At 68.2% G+C, this 13,786-nt stretch carries 12 protein-coding genes; 6 read left to right on the top strand and 6 right to left on the bottom strand.

From position 1 onward, the window contains the following. The 5 genes from ABIA30_RS03540 to ABIA30_RS03520 form a co-directional block, all read right to left on the bottom strand. Window positions 1-1,614: an RsmB/NOP family class I SAM-dependent RNA methyltransferase gene (locus ABIA30_RS03540; RefSeq protein WP_370062115.1), complete on the bottom strand. Its 1,614-nt coding sequence runs from the start codon at window positions 1,612-1,614 to the stop codon at window positions 1-3. After that, the gene (gene fmt / locus ABIA30_RS03535) at window positions 1,611-2,537 is read right to left on the bottom strand and encodes a methionyl-tRNA formyltransferase (protein ID WP_370062113.1); all 927 of its coding nucleotides are present in this window, start codon (window positions 2,535-2,537) and stop codon (window positions 1,611-1,613) included. The genes ABIA30_RS03540 and fmt overlap by 4 nt, the downstream gene beginning before the upstream one ends. 74 nt (window positions 2,538-2,611) lie before the next feature. After that, window positions 2,612-3,199: a hypothetical protein gene (locus ABIA30_RS03530; protein ID WP_370062111.1), complete on the bottom strand. Its 588-nt coding sequence runs from the start codon at window positions 3,197-3,199 to the stop codon at window positions 2,612-2,614. Between the two features lie 115 nt (window positions 3,200-3,314). After that, window positions 3,315-5,315 (bottom strand): primosomal protein N', encoded by a 2,001-nt coding sequence (locus ABIA30_RS03525; protein ID WP_370062109.1) that lies wholly within the window; start codon window positions 5,313-5,315, stop codon window positions 3,315-3,317. Beyond that, window positions 5,312-6,082, bottom strand: a complete 771-nt coding sequence (locus tag ABIA30_RS03520) for a lysoplasmalogenase (RefSeq protein ID WP_370062107.1) — start codon at window positions 6,080-6,082, stop codon at window positions 5,312-5,314. Before ABIA30_RS03520 ends, ABIA30_RS03525 begins: the two co-directional genes overlap by 4 nt. On the opposite strand from ABIA30_RS03520, the gene ABIA30_RS03515 reads away from it, so the two are divergent. The 6 genes from ABIA30_RS03515 to ABIA30_RS03490 all read left to right on the top strand — a co-directional run bounded on the left by ABIA30_RS03515 (window position 6,048) and on the right by ABIA30_RS03490 (window position 12,496). Then, the gene (locus ABIA30_RS03515) at window positions 6,048-6,974 is read left to right on the top strand and encodes an alpha/beta hydrolase (protein WP_370062105.1); all 927 of its coding nucleotides are present in this window, start codon (window positions 6,048-6,050) and stop codon (window positions 6,972-6,974) included. The genes ABIA30_RS03520 and ABIA30_RS03515 overlap by 35 nt on opposite strands. 3 nt (window positions 6,975-6,977) lie before the next feature. After that, complete coding sequence (locus ABIA30_RS03510; RefSeq protein WP_370062103.1) at window positions 6,978-7,952, top strand: alpha/beta hydrolase; 975 nt, start codon at window positions 6,978-6,980, stop codon at window positions 7,950-7,952. A 109-nt stretch (window positions 7,953-8,061) separates the two neighbouring features. Beyond that, complete coding sequence (locus ABIA30_RS03505; RefSeq protein ID WP_370062101.1) at window positions 8,062-9,543, top strand: flavin-containing monooxygenase; 1,482 nt, start codon at window positions 8,062-8,064, stop codon at window positions 9,541-9,543. A 92-nt stretch (window positions 9,544-9,635) separates the two neighbouring features. Further along, window positions 9,636-10,037 (top strand): hypothetical protein, encoded by a 402-nt coding sequence (locus ABIA30_RS03500; RefSeq protein WP_370062099.1) that lies wholly within the window; start codon window positions 9,636-9,638, stop codon window positions 10,035-10,037. A 105-nt stretch (window positions 10,038-10,142) separates the two neighbouring features. Beyond that, window positions 10,143-11,252: a PLP-dependent cysteine synthase family protein gene (locus ABIA30_RS03495; protein WP_370062097.1), complete on the top strand. Its 1,110-nt coding sequence runs from the start codon at window positions 10,143-10,145 to the stop codon at window positions 11,250-11,252. After that, window positions 11,252-12,496, top strand: coding sequence for an MFS transporter (locus tag ABIA30_RS03490; protein WP_370062095.1), 1,245 nt, complete (start codon window positions 11,252-11,254; stop codon window positions 12,494-12,496). Before ABIA30_RS03495 ends, ABIA30_RS03490 begins: the two co-directional genes overlap by 1 nt. A 62-nt stretch (window positions 12,497-12,558) precedes the next feature. On the opposite strand, the gene metK is transcribed toward ABIA30_RS03490, so the two are convergent. After that, entirely contained in the window at window positions 12,559-13,767 is a 1,209-nt protein-coding gene (gene metK, locus ABIA30_RS03485) for a methionine adenosyltransferase (RefSeq protein ID WP_370062093.1), read from the bottom strand. Between the last annotated feature and the right edge of the window lie 19 nt (window positions 13,768-13,786).

Raw genomic sequence — 13,786 nt, 5'->3', positions numbered from 1 at the left:
TCAGACTACTTTGAGCGCGGCGGCGAACATCGCGTCGGTGCCATGACGGTGTGGCCAGAGCTGCACGTGCGGGCCGGGCCCCAGGCGGTCCGCAGGGGCGAACAGCGGCCGGGTGTCGATCACCTCGACCGGTTGACGACGCACCGCGTCCGCGATCACGCCGACGGTCTCGGCCAGATGCGGCGAGCAGGTGGCGTACAGCACCACACCTCCGGGGCGGGTGAGTTTGATTGCCGCGGCGAGCAATTCACGCTGCAGCTTGGCCAGCGCGGGCACGTCGCCGGGCTGACGGCGCCAGCGTGCCTCAGGTCGGCGGCGCAGTGCGCCCAGGCCCGTGCACGGCGCGTCGACCAGCACCCGATCGAAGGACCCGGCCTGCAGGCCCGAGTCGCGTCCATCCACTCGCAGCACCTGCACCCCGAGTCCCACGGTGTTGCGCTCGACCAGGTCGGCGCGGTGGTCAGTGGGTTCGACGGCGGTGACGGTTGCGCCGCACTGGGCGGCGATCGAGGCCAGCATGGCCGTCTTGCCGCCCGGGCCCGAACACAGGTCCAGCCAGCGCTCGTCGGCGCCGTCGAGCGGCAGCTCTGTCAGTGCCCGCGCCACCAATTGACTGCCCTCGTCCTGCACCTGGGCCCAACCCTCGCGCACCGGGTCCAGCTGGCCGGGGTCGCCCCCGGGCAGGTACACCGCGTACGGCGAGTACCGGCCGACGTCGCCGCCGACTGCCGCCGCCAGCTCGTCTGCGGTCATCGCACCGGGCCGGGCTGCCAGATGCACTACCGGACGTTCGTCGTCACTGGCCAGCATGGCGTTCAGTTCGCCCGCATCTGCACCCAACGCATCGGCGAAAGCCTGTGCCACCCAACGTGGATGGGCGTGAGTGAAGGCAGTGCGGCCGATCGGATCGGCGGCGCCCGGTGCCAGCTCGGCGACCCACGCCGCTTCATCCTTGGCGGCAATGGTTCTCAGCACGCCATTGACGAAACCCGCACGGGCCGTGTCGAATTCGATTCCGGCTTGTTCGACGGTGGTATCCACTGCGGCATGAGCCTCGACCCGGGTGCGCAGCAGTTGATAGGAACCCAGGCGCAACAGATCCAGCAGCACCGGGTCGATCTGGTCAGTGAACCGGCCGGCGACGTGCTCGATCACCGCGTCGAGCAGGCCGAGGCTGCGGCACGTGCCGTAGGCCAGTTCGGTGGCGAAGGCCGCGTCGAGCCCGGTGATCTCACGATCCCGCAGCATGGCCGGCAGCGCCAGATTGGCATAGGCATCGCGCTCGGACACTGCACGCAGCACGTCGAGCGCGGCGCGCCGCGCTGGGTCCAACGGGGTGCGCCGCGGTCCCTTGCGGGGTGTGCTGTCGGCCTGCGGACGACTGGGGCGACGGTCGTCCTGGCGCCGTTCGGTGCGCTCCCCCGACGACTGCGGGCGTGGCCGGTTACCCTGCCGGCGATCGCCGCGTTGTCCGTCCGGCGTCTTGGAACCCTGCTGTGGGGGTCTCTTCTGCCATTTGCCGGGGCTGCCGTCCTGGCCGCCGCGACCACCCTGACGGTCCCGACCACCTTGACCTTCGCGGCGCCCGCCGCCGCGCCTGTCGTTCTCGCTCATTGCGCCATCACGCCTTCCTCCAGTCGTGCGCCACGTGCCCAGTCGGCGGCGTTCATCGCTTTCTTGCCGGGCGGCTGCACGGTGCTGAGCCGTACCGGCGTGCTGCCGGTACCGACCAGCACGTCCTTCTTGCCAACCTGAATTACCCCGGGCGCCAACGGTTCTGCCGCCGTCGGGGCGACCGGACCGACCTTCACCCGCACCTCGCCGATCTGGGTCCAGGCACCGGGATTCGGGGTGACCGACCGGATCCGGCGATCGACCACGTGCGCGGGCAGGTTCCAACGCACCCGGGCGTCCTCGACCGTGACCTTCGGCGCCACCGTAACGCCATCGGCCGACTGCGGCACCGCAGTCAGCGCACCGGCGGCGATGCCGTCCATGGTCCGCTCCAACAGTTCGCCGCCCGAATCGGCCAGCCGGGAGAGCAACTCACCGGTGGTGTCGGTGGGCCGGATCGTTTCGGTGAGGACGCCGAACACCGGGCCGGAGTCCAGGTCGAGCTCGATCCGGAAAGTGGTGGCGCCCGTCACCTCGTCGCCGGCGGCGATGGCGGCCTGCACCGGTGCCGCGCCGCGCCAGGCGGGCAACACCGAGAAGTGCAGGTTCACCCAGCCGAGCCGGGGCACGGCCAGCAGTTCGGCGCGCAACAGTGCGCCGTAGGCCACCACAGCGCAGCAGTCCGGCGCCAGTTCCGCCAGCTCGGCGACGAACTCGGGCACGTTCGGCTTGTTCGGGCGAAGTATCGGAATACCTTCTGCCAGAGCGACTTCCGCAATCGGCGACGGCGCCGGCCGGCCGCGGCGACCGGCCGCGGCATCGGGCCGGGTCAGCACGGCCACCACCTCATGATGCGGCGAGTCGATGAGTCGACGCAGCGACGGCACTGCAGGCTCGGGGGTTCCGGCGAAGACGATACGCACGATGTAAGAGGCTATCGAACGAGCTCGGCCTTGCGCCGACGCCTGGATATTGGCAGGCCTGGCCGCACCGCGAGCTACCCCGCGCCCGACTTCAGACGGCGGCGCACAGCTGTGACGAACAATGCGATCACACCGGTCAGTGCAACAAGACCACCGGCCGCCACTCCAGCTCTGATAGCCGTGAAGTCCGTCGAGGTGTCATCTCCGACGGTGAACGACGAATCGCCTCCGGCAGTGCACGTCAAGGAGTAGTCGTCTTCTTCGTCTGCAGAGATGGTGAAGAGCGCCTTCCATTGGTTGATGGTCAGGTCACTGTCGTAGGGCACCATGTGCAACTCAGCAGCTGGAGCCCCGGCCAGGTGGCAGTCCGCCGCCGACCGGCCGGCCGTATCGATGTAGACGACCTTCGGCCGGCCCGCCTCCAGATGCACCACTGTGGTGTCCCCTGAAGCGAACGAATGATTTCGGACGACGGCGTCCGTGGCCGCGGTGTACCCATGAACGCCGGCGACAATCGCGCCGATCACGCCCACCACGATCAGCAGCGCCCCGATCACGTACAGCAGCTTCGATCCGCGGGGTGTGGGCGCCGGGTCGTCCGGATACATCTGGATATCGGAGTAATCGGGCAGGTCAGGGGGTTGCGGCAACTGCTCTGTCACGATGCCAACCTCCGCTCGGACCACCTCCACCGGCCGACGGGCCGACCAAGGGTGCTCATTGCAAGTGACGGGTCGCGATGATCCTTACCCAGGTAGCTGTGAAATGGCTCCACACCTACCCGATGTGCAGCGGATCGATCTGCACCCTGACGGGCTGGTTGTCCCGATGCGCACTGACCACCCCGACGGCCCGGCGCAACGCCGCGGCCAGGGCCAACCCCCGGTCCCGAGGCACCCGCACCAGCATCCGGTGCACGGTCTCGCCGGGCTCCATCCCGGGTGGTCGACGGGCGCCGAACGGCAGGTCGACCGGACCCAGCACCTCGACGCCGTCGGGCAATTCGGCCGCAGCCAACAATGCGTCCACCCCGGCCGGTGACCCGTCGATGGCGGCCAGATGCACCGCCGGCGGCAACTCGACCTCGGCGCGGGCTTCCAGCTCGGCCTCGGCATGCCCGACCGGATCCCAGCGCACCAACGCCTGCACGGTCGCAATCCCCGACTCGGCCACGACCGCCACCGTCCCGCCATCGGCACGCGGACACACCAGTGCCGACGCCGAGAGCCAGCGGCGCAGGGTGTCCTCGGCCGCGCGCAGGTCCTGACGGCCCAGTAGCGCCCAACTGTCCAGCAGCAGTGCCGCTCCGTAGCCACCGTCGGCCCTCGGTTCGGCTCCGGGCGTGGACACCACCAGGGCCGGCGTGCCGGGCACCTCGGCGAGCATGGCGTCGCCTCCCGAGGTCACGACGGGCACGCCGGCAAATGCCCGGCCGAGTTCTTCAGCGGTGCGACGGGCCCCGACCACCACCGCGCGCACCGCGTCGCTGCCGCAACGGCCGCACCGCAATGCGCTGTCTTGCCTTCCGCACCAGCGGCACACCGCGCCGGTGGTGTCCCGGTCCGGCAGAGACAACGGGCCGGTGCAATGCCGGCAGCGCGCGACCGTCCGGCACTTGGCGCAGGCCAACGCCGGTACGTAACCCCGGCGCGGCACTTGCACCAGGACCGGCCGCCCGGCCGCCAACGCCGCTCGCGCCGCACCCAACGCCATCGACGGCAGCCGAGCCGTATGCGCCGCGGCGTCGCGTTCAAGGGTGTGCGCATCGTCGTCCAGCGCGATGACCCGTGGCGCATGCGAGCGCAACACCGACCGGGGGGCCACCAGGTCATGCGCCCACTTACTGCCCACCAGCGCTTGCGCCTCCGCGGTGCGGGAGAAGCCGCCGATCAATGCGCCGCAACGCAATTGGTGCGCGCGCAGCATCGCCACCTCGCGCGCATGTGGGTACGGCGCGCGTGGTTCAGACAGGGAGTCGTCACCGTCGTCCCACACCGCGACGAAGCCGAGGTCGGCGACCGGCGCGAAAACCGCGCTGCGGGTGCCGATCACCAGCCGGGCCTGGCCGCGCAACACCGAGAGCCATCGCCGGTAGCGTGCCGATGGACCCAGACCCGCGGACAACGCCACCACCCGCTGCTCGTCGATCACCTTCAGCGCGGCTACGTGCACAGCGTCGACGTCACGTTGATCAGGCAGGATCAGCAGCGCACCCCGGCCGGCATTGACCACAAGCGCCGCCGCATCACACAGCCGCTCGGGCCACTGCTCACCCGGCAACGCCTGCCATACCGCGCGCGCCGCCCGGCCCGCGGCGAGGGCGTCCAGGAACTGTTCGCCGCGCCCGTAGTTCTGCCAGGCCGCTGTGTCGACCTCGCTCGGTGCGTGCGGCGGCACGTCCGCCCGCGGCTGCTTCTCGACGGTGGCGTGCCGGGGCGGAATGGCCAGACGCAGCACGTCGGGACGGCTGCCGGCGTACCGCGCGGCCACCGCCTCTACCAGCCGCCATACCTCCGACGTCAGCACCCGCTCGGCCGAGACCACCCGTTCCAGCCAGCCGAGCTTGCCGGAATGATCACTGTCCGAACGTCTTTCGAGGATGAACGCATCGACCAACCGACCATTGAACCGCACCTTGGCCCGAACCCCCGGCTGGGCGTCGTCGGACAGTTCGGCGGGCACCAAGTAGTCGAACTCTCGGTCCAGGTGTGGCACCGACAGCATCGGCAGCACCCGAGCCACCGGCTCGTGCGCGGCCTGTGTTCGGGTGCCGGTCACTCAGCCGGCGCGGTAGCGGTGATCGAGACCAAGGGCCGGCGTTTGGCGAAGAACCCGGCGGTGATCAACAGCAGCGAGGCCGCGTAGGCCCACCAGATCGGAACGGCCAGCGCCTCGTTCTCCAGCACGAACTTGCTGATGCCGATCATGCCGTCGGACACCGCGAAACATAGTGCACCGAGCGCCGTCCACACCGTCGGCAACTGGGCGAACAACGCCGTGCACACCATGGCGACCAGCACGGCCATGTAGATCGTGACCGGGATGGCCATGCCCTGTTTGATGAGGTTGGGCCAGAACCACACCAGCAGACCGATGCACACGACCACCAACGCCGCGGCCCCGGCGGTACGGCCCGGCGTGCGGTGTGCCAGCGGCAGCAGGGCGGCCAGAAAGCACAGGTGTGCCACCAGGAACGACCCCAGCCCGAACACGAAGGAAGGCACGCCGGCGGGCTGCCACCACGGCATCGCCAGCAGAAAATCACCGCCCGCAGAGAACACCAGGGCCGCGACCAGCCAGCGGCGCTCGCTAACGATCGGGTGCCGCGTCGCCGCCGCGGCCAGCAGCAGCGCCGGAGAGGCCTTGATCTCCGGCTGCAGCCCGAACTGCCCGGTCAGATCGGCGCCCGACGGCAGTTGCAGTGCGGTCGTGATCAAGAAAACGCCGTAGCCCACCGCCACCGTCGCAGCCGCCGCCCACAACAGCCACCGCGCTGCGTACGGTGAGCTGATGTCGGCCTCTGCGCACCCCGAACTCGATCCCATTCTGCAAAAGGTACTTGAAGCAGTGCCGTTCGAACTCACCCTCGACGGTGGCGCCGAACAGGCCCGCGCCCGCTTCCGGGCGCTGCCCCGAGCGCCGCTGTATCCGGAGGTGCGTGCCGAGGACCGATTGGTGGCGGGAGTGCCGGTCCGGGTCTACCGGCCGGCCGGCGAAGACGACCCCCGGCCGGTGGTGGTGTTCATCCATGGCGGCGGCTGGGTGGTCGGCGACCTGGACACCTACGACGGCACCGCCCGCCTGCACGCGGTTGCCACCGGGGCGATCGTCGTGTCGGTGGATTACCGGCTCGCCCCCGAGCACCCCTACCCGGCAGCCGTCGACGATGTCTGGGCGGTGACGCAGTGGGTCGGCGAGCATGCCGCCGAACTGGGCGGCGATCCCGCCCGCATCGCGGTGGCCGGCGATTCGGCGGGCGGCAATCTGTCGGCCGTGGTGGCGCAGCTGGCCCGCGACAACGGTGGCCCCGCGCTGCGCGCCCAATTGCTCTGGTACCCGGCGACCACCTGGGACACCTCACTGCCCTCGTTTACCGAGAATGCCGACGCGCCGATTCTGGGACGTGGCGCGGTCGGCGGCTTCTCGCTCTGCTACGCCGGGAACATCGATCTGCGCGAGGCACCGGCTACCCTGATTCCCGCGCGCGCGGCGTCACTGGCCGATCTGCCTGCGGCCTACATCGCCGTCGCCGGATACGACCCACTGCGTGACGACGGGATTCGCTACGGCGAATTGCTCAGCGCAGCAGGTGTTTCCGTTGAGGTGCACAACGCCGAGACCCTGGTGCACGGCTACCTGGGTTACCACGGCGTGGTGCCGGCGGCGACCACCGCGGCCGACCGGGCACTGGCCTGGCTGCGGGTCGCGTTAGCCTGAGCCATGACCACCGACGCTCCCGCGGACACCCGGCCTGGCATCGACCCGATTCTCAAAGGCCTACTCGAGGCCATACCCCTGGAATTCACCATCGACGACGGCGTTGAGGTGGCCCGCGCGAAGCTGGCCGCCATGCGCCCGCCGCCGGAGATGCTGCCCGCCATGCAGATCGAGAATCGCGAGCTGGATTGCGGTGCGGCGGGACGAATTCCGGTGCGCATCTACTGGCCGCCGACCGACGGCGAGACGCGGCCACTGCCGGTGGTGGTCTTCTACCACGGTGGCGGTTGGGCGATCGGCGATCTCGATTCCCACGACCACGTCGCGCGGGCCCACGCCATCGGCGCAAGGGCCATCGTGGTGTCGGTGGACTACCGACTGGCCCCGGAGCACCCGTTCCCGGCGGCGATCGATGACGCCTGGGCCGCGCTACAGTGGGTCGGCGAGCACGCCGCCGAACTGGGCGGCGATCCAGCCCGCATCGCAGTGGCCGGCGATTCGGCCGGCGGCAACATCTCCGCGGTGATGGCGTTGCGGGCCCGCGACGCGGGCGGACCACCACTGGTGTTCCAGCTGCTCTGGTATCCGGTTGCCGTCGGGGACCTGTCGTTGCCGTCGTTCACCGAGAACGCCAATGCCCCGCTGCTGAACAGCAACGTCACCGCCGCATTCCTGACCTGGTACCTACCCGGCAGAGACCTGAGCGATCCGACCACACTGCCAACCGATCTGGCCCCGGCCAATTCGCCGTCGCTGGCCGGTTTGGCTCCCGCCTACATCGGCACCGCCGAGCACGACCCGCTGCGCGACGACGGTGGGAAGTACGCCGAATTGCTCGCCGCCGCGGGTGTTCCGGTGCAGCACAGCAACGAGCCGACCATGGTGCACGGATACGTCAGCCTGGCGCTGGCCTCTCCGGTCGCCACCGACGCCACCAACCGTGGATTGGCAGCGTTGAAAGCTGCCCTGCACGACTAGGTTCTGGCGCCGAGCAATCCCCCGCAAGCGCGAGACGTCCCCAGCAGATGTCCACGAAATGCCCTGATTTCGGGGACATCTGCGTCTGCTCGGGAGAGAATAACGGCTCATGACGGAGCCCGACTTCCAGACCGTGATCGTCGGCGCCGGTTTCACCGGCATCGGCACCGGCATTCTGTTGGACCGCGCAGGACTGCGCGACTACCTGATCATCGAAGCCGGGTCCGAACCCGGTGGCACCTGGTACTGGAACACCTATCCCGGTGTGGCCGTGGATATTCCGTCGTTCTCGTACCAGTTCTCGTTCGAGCAGAGCTCGCGGTGGTCGCGCACCTACGCCAAAGGCGCCGAGCTCAAGGCCTATGCCGAGCATTGCGTCGACAAGTACCGGCTGCGGGGCCGAATCCGCTTCAACACCCAGGTCACCGGGGCCGACTACGACGACGACCACGATCTGTGGCGGGTGCACACCGACGCCGGCGGGACCGTCACCGCGAGGTTCCTGGTCAACGGCAGTGGCGTGTTGACCGTGCCCAAACCGCCGGGCATCCCAGGAGTCGGCGAGTTCTCCGGCATCACACTGCACACCGCGCGGTGGGACCACGACGTGGACCTCACCGGCAAGCGGGTCGCCATCATCGGGACGGGTGCATCGGCCGTCCAGGTGATTCCAGAGATCGCACCAAAGGTCGAGCAGCTCACGGTATTTCAGCGCACGCCCATCTGGTGCTTCCCCAAACTCGACCTGCCACTGCCGAAGCCTGCTCGGTGGGCCATGCACATCCCGGGCGGCAAGACGCTGCAGCGGCTGGCCAGCCAGGCCTATGTCGAGCTGACCTTCCCGTTGTCGGCGCAGTACTACACGGTGTTTCCGTTGGCCGACGGCGCCGCCCGGATGGGCCGATCGTTCCTGCGCCGTGAGGTGCACGACCCCGCCGTCCGTGACAAGCTCACGCCGCGTTATGCCGTGGGCTGCAAGCGGCCCGGTTTCCACAACACCTACCTGGCCACCTACAACCGCGAAAATGTCTCGCTGGTAACCGAATCCATCGAGCAGATCGTGCCGACGGGGGTACGGACCACCGACGGTCAGAGTCATGAGGTCGACGTGCTGATCCTGGCCACCGGCTTCAAAGTGATGGACGTCGACAGCGTTCCGACGTTCCCGGTGACCGGCGCGGGCGGCCAGCACCTCGGCGAATTCTGGACCACGCAGCGCCTGCAGGCCTATGAGGGCGTCAGCATTCCGGGCTTCCCGAACTTCTTCACCGTGATGGGTCCATACGGGTACGTCGGGTCGTCCTATTTCGCGTTGATCGAGGCCCAAGTCCATCACATCGTGCGCTGCCTGCAGCAGGCCGAACAGGTCGGTGCCCGTCGTGTCGAGGTCTCCCAGGAGGCCAACGATCGCTACTTCGCCGAGATGATGCGCAAGCGCCATCGTCAGGTGTTCTGGCAGGACAGCTGTGCGCAGTCCAACAGCTACTACTTCGACAAGAACGGCGACGTGCCACTGCGCCCGGCAACCACCGTCGAGGCCTATTGGCGTAGCCGCCGGTTCGACCTCGACGACTACCGGTTCAGCGCGTGACAGATATGAAACCTCTTAGAAGCCGATAACTTTTCGCACCCTGCGGTCGGTGACCGGGGTCGTGGTCGCCGTTCGTCGGTACAGTCGCTGGGGTGAATCCCCGAGCGGCACAATGGCGGACGGCGGCCGTGGTGCTGCTGGTCGCGTTGTTCGGCGTGATCTCAGGGACTGAGTTGGGCAACGGGTTCGCCGAGTCTGCGCACCCGCACCGCGCCAGCGCGCTGAGCGCTGTCAGCGTGCTCACGCCGGTCATTGCCGATCATCCACACGCCCGCGACGGATCACATCATCCGGCCCCAGAGCTGGTCGCCACCGCGAGCATGCCCCGCCCTAGCACCACACTGATGGCGGCAGGTCTGGCCCTGGCTGTCATTGTGACCGTTGCCTTTTGGCGCAAAATCGGCTTGAACCCGGTAAGAGGTCCCCCGCCGACGGTTTCGCCAGTTCATTCCGGCCGAGTCATACTGACCCGGCTGTGCATCTCACGACGCTGATCGGTCAGCGCAGACCGGCTGCCGCCAGGCAGCCGGTCTGTGTCCGCTGCCCGAATTCAACCCCGCCGCGCCCTGACGCGGTATCAGCGAAAAGCGATGCATCCCATGCACAATTCGACCAACCTCGTCCTACCCAGGAAATCCCCGTCCACCGGGCCGTGCCGGCTGGCCCGATACGACCGACCCGGCACCATGGTCGGCGGCACTCCAGTGCTGCGCGTCGGTGCGCCGTTTGGCGACGAAAGCCGCGGCTTCTGGGCCAAACTCGAAGGTGTCAACCCCGGCGGCATGAAGGACCGGCCGGCCATGTACATGGTCGAACGCGGCCGGGCGCGCGGCGACTTGAAGCCGGGCGCGCGAATCGTGGAATCCACCAGCGGCACACTTGGATTGGGCTTGGCATTGGCCGGCACTGCGTACGACCATCCGGTCACGTTGGTGACCGATCCCGGCATGGAGCCACTGATGCTGCACATGCTGTCCGCATACGGCGCCGACATCGACCTGGTGACCCGGCCCCATCGCACCGGAGGCTGGCAGCAGGCCAGGCGTGACCGGGTGTCGCAGATCCTGGCTGCTGACCCTGACACCTGGTATCCCGACCAGTACAACAACCCGGACAACGTCGTGGCCTACCGGGACCTGGCACTGGAACTGCAGTCCCAGCTCGGCCAGGTGGACGTCCTGGTGTGCTCGGTGGGTACCGGCGGCCACTCGGCTGGGGTGGCAAAGGTGTTGCGTGAGTTCAATTCTGACCTCAAGCTGATCGGCGTCGACACCATCGGTTCGACCATCTTCGGCCAACCCGCGCAGAGCAGGCTGATGCGCGGGCTCGGGTCGAGTATCTACCCGGGCAATGTGGATTACGACGCGTTCGACGAGGTGCACTGGGTGGCGCCTGCCGAAGCGGTGTGGGCATGCCGAGCTTTGGCCGCGACCAGTTATGCCAGCAGCGGCTGGAGCGGTGGCGCAGTGGCATTGGTCGCCGGCTGGGCGGCCCGGCAGCACGCCCCCGACGCCATGGTGGCGGCGATCTTTCCCGATGGGCCGCAACGCTATTTCGACACCGTATACAACAACGACTATTGCCGGCGGCACAACCTGCTCGACAGCCGGACGCCCACCGATCCCGCGGAAATCGCCGATCCCGCTGACCGCGTGGTGGATTCGTGGACCCGGTGCACCACGGTGCGTAATCCCCTGGCAGCGCGCTGATGGAGGTGCTGACACAGTTCCGCAGCTTCGGCTGGCCCAGCCGGATGCTGATGCTCAACCAGTTCGGCATCAACCTCGGGTTCTACATGTTGATGCCGTACCTGGCCGGTTACTTGGCCGGGCCACTCGGATTGACCGGCTGGGCAATCGGATTGGTACTCGGCGTACGCAACTTCTCCCAGCAGGGCATGTTCATCGTCGGCGGCACGCTGGCCGATCGGCTCGGGTACAAGCCACTGATCGTCGCCGGCTGCCTGCTTCGCACGGCCGGTTTCGGTCTGCTGGTGGTCGCTCAGAGCCTGCCGGCGGTGTTGATCGCCTCGGCGGCAACCGGTTTCGCCGGTGCGCTGTTCAACCCCGCGGTGCGGGCCTATCTGACTGCCGATTCCGGTGCACGCCGGGTCACGGCATTCACCGTGTTCAACGTGTTCTATCAGGGCGGAATCCTGGCCGGGCCGTTGGTGGGACTGGCCCTCATGACCCTGGATTTCCGGGCCACCGCCGCGGTGGCTGCGGTGGTGTTCGCAGTACTGACCGTCGCGCAGTTGCTGGCCCTGCCTCCGGACCGCGCCGAGCACACGGCGACCGAACGCGTCTCGGTACTGCGGGATTGGCGCACCGTGCTGGCCAATCGACCGTTCCTGCTGTTCGCCGCCTCGATGGTCGGCACTTACGTGGTGACGTTCCAGGTGTACCTGGCGCTGCCACTACAAGCCCGGGAGCTCGCACCGCAGCATGAATCACTGGTCGTGGCAGCGATTTTCGCAGTGTCGGGGTTGGTGGCCATTGGCGGGCAGCTGCGCATCACCGCGTGGTTCACCGCCCGCTGGGGCCGAACTCAGTCGCTGATGATCGGCATACTCATTCTGGCGACGGCATTCGTGCCGTTGATCGTGGTCCCGGATGATCGGTTGGCCGGTCAGCTGCCTGCGGTGGCGGCACTGCTGATCACCGCCGCACTGTTGGCGATCGGGTCGGCGGCGGTGTTCCCGTTCGAAATGGACACCGTGGTGTCACTGGCCGGTGATCGGCTGGTCGCGACCTACTACGGGTTTTACAACACCATCGTCGGGATCGGCATCCTGGTGGGCAATCTGGCCACCGCCACCTTGATGCAGGCGACCCGTGATGCTGTCTGGCCCGGGCTGATCTGGATCGTGTTGGCCTGCATCAGCTTGCTGGTGGCTGCGGCACTGTACCGATTGCACCGAACCGGACGGCTGCAACCGCTACCCGTGGGCTGATTGTCCGGCCCGAGAATGCCGATGGCCCCGCACCCATGGGTGCGGGGCCATCGAGCGGAAAACTAGACCGAGGCCTTGAGGTCGTCGACCTTGTCGATCTGCTCCCACGGCAGTTCGATGTCGGTGCGGCCGAAGTGCCCGTACGCCGCGGTCGGTGCGTAGATCGGGCGCAGCAGGTTCAGGTCGCGGATGATCGCGCCGGGACGCAGGTCGAAGACGCTGGTGATGGCCTTCTCGATGCGGGCCGGATCGAAGTGCTCGGTGCCGAAGGTCTCGACGAACAAGCCCACCGGCGCGGCCTTGCCGATCGCGTAGGCGACCTGCACCTCGACGCGGTCCGCGAGGCCGGCAGCCACCACGTTCTTGGCCACCCAGCGCATGGCATACGCGGCGCTGCGGTCCACCTTTGACGGGTCCTTGCCGGAGAAGGCGCCGCCACCGTGGCGGGCCCAGCCGCCGTAGGTGTCGACGATGATCTTGCGGCCGGTCAGGCCGGCGTCGCCCATCGGGCCGCCGACGACGAAGTTGCCGGTCGGGTTGACCAGCAGCCGGAAATCGGAGGTGTCCATGGTCTCGTGCGCGAGATCGGCCAGCACGGTCTCCACGACGTGCCGGCGGATGTCCGGTGCCAGGGTGCCGTCCAGGTCGATCCCTGCGGCGTGCTGGGTGGACAGCACCACGGTGTCCAGGCGGACCGGGACGTTGTCGCGGTACTCGATGGTGACCTGGGTCTTGCCATCGGGCCGCAGGTAGTCGACCGTGCCGTTCTTACGGACCTCGGACAGCCGCCGCGAGAGTCGGTGCGCCAGTGCGATCGGCAGCGGCATCAGCTCGGGAGTGTCGTTGATGGCGTAGCCGAACATCAGGCCCTGGTCGCCGGCGCCCTGGGCGTCGAGCGGATCGCCGGCGCCCTCGACGCGCGCCTCGTGGGCGGTGTCGACGCCCGCGGCGATGTCGGGCGACTGTGCACCGATGCCGATGTTGACGCCACAGGTCGCGTAATCGAAGCCCTTGTCGGAGTGGTCGTAACCGATCTGGCGGATCCGGTCCCGGACGATCAGCGGGATGTCGGCGAAGGCCTCTTTGGCAGTGGTCGTCACCTCCCCGACGACGTGCACCTGGCCGGTGGTGACCAGCGTCTCGACCGCAACGCGCGACTTGGGATCCTGCGCGAGCAGTGCGTCCAGCACCGAGTCACTGATGGCGTCACAGATCTTGTCCGGGTGCCCCTCGGTAACCGACTCGCTGGTGAACAGCCGACCTTCGCTCAACGTTCCAATCCCTTCCCAA

This window comes from Mycobacterium sp. MAA66, from assembly GCF_041261665.1.
In the GTDB taxonomy this organism is placed as follows: Bacteria; Actinomycetota; Actinomycetes; order Mycobacteriales; family Mycobacteriaceae; genus Mycobacterium.
Note: the sequence above shows the minus strand (reverse complement) of the source record. Positions and strands in the feature narration are given on the sequence as shown.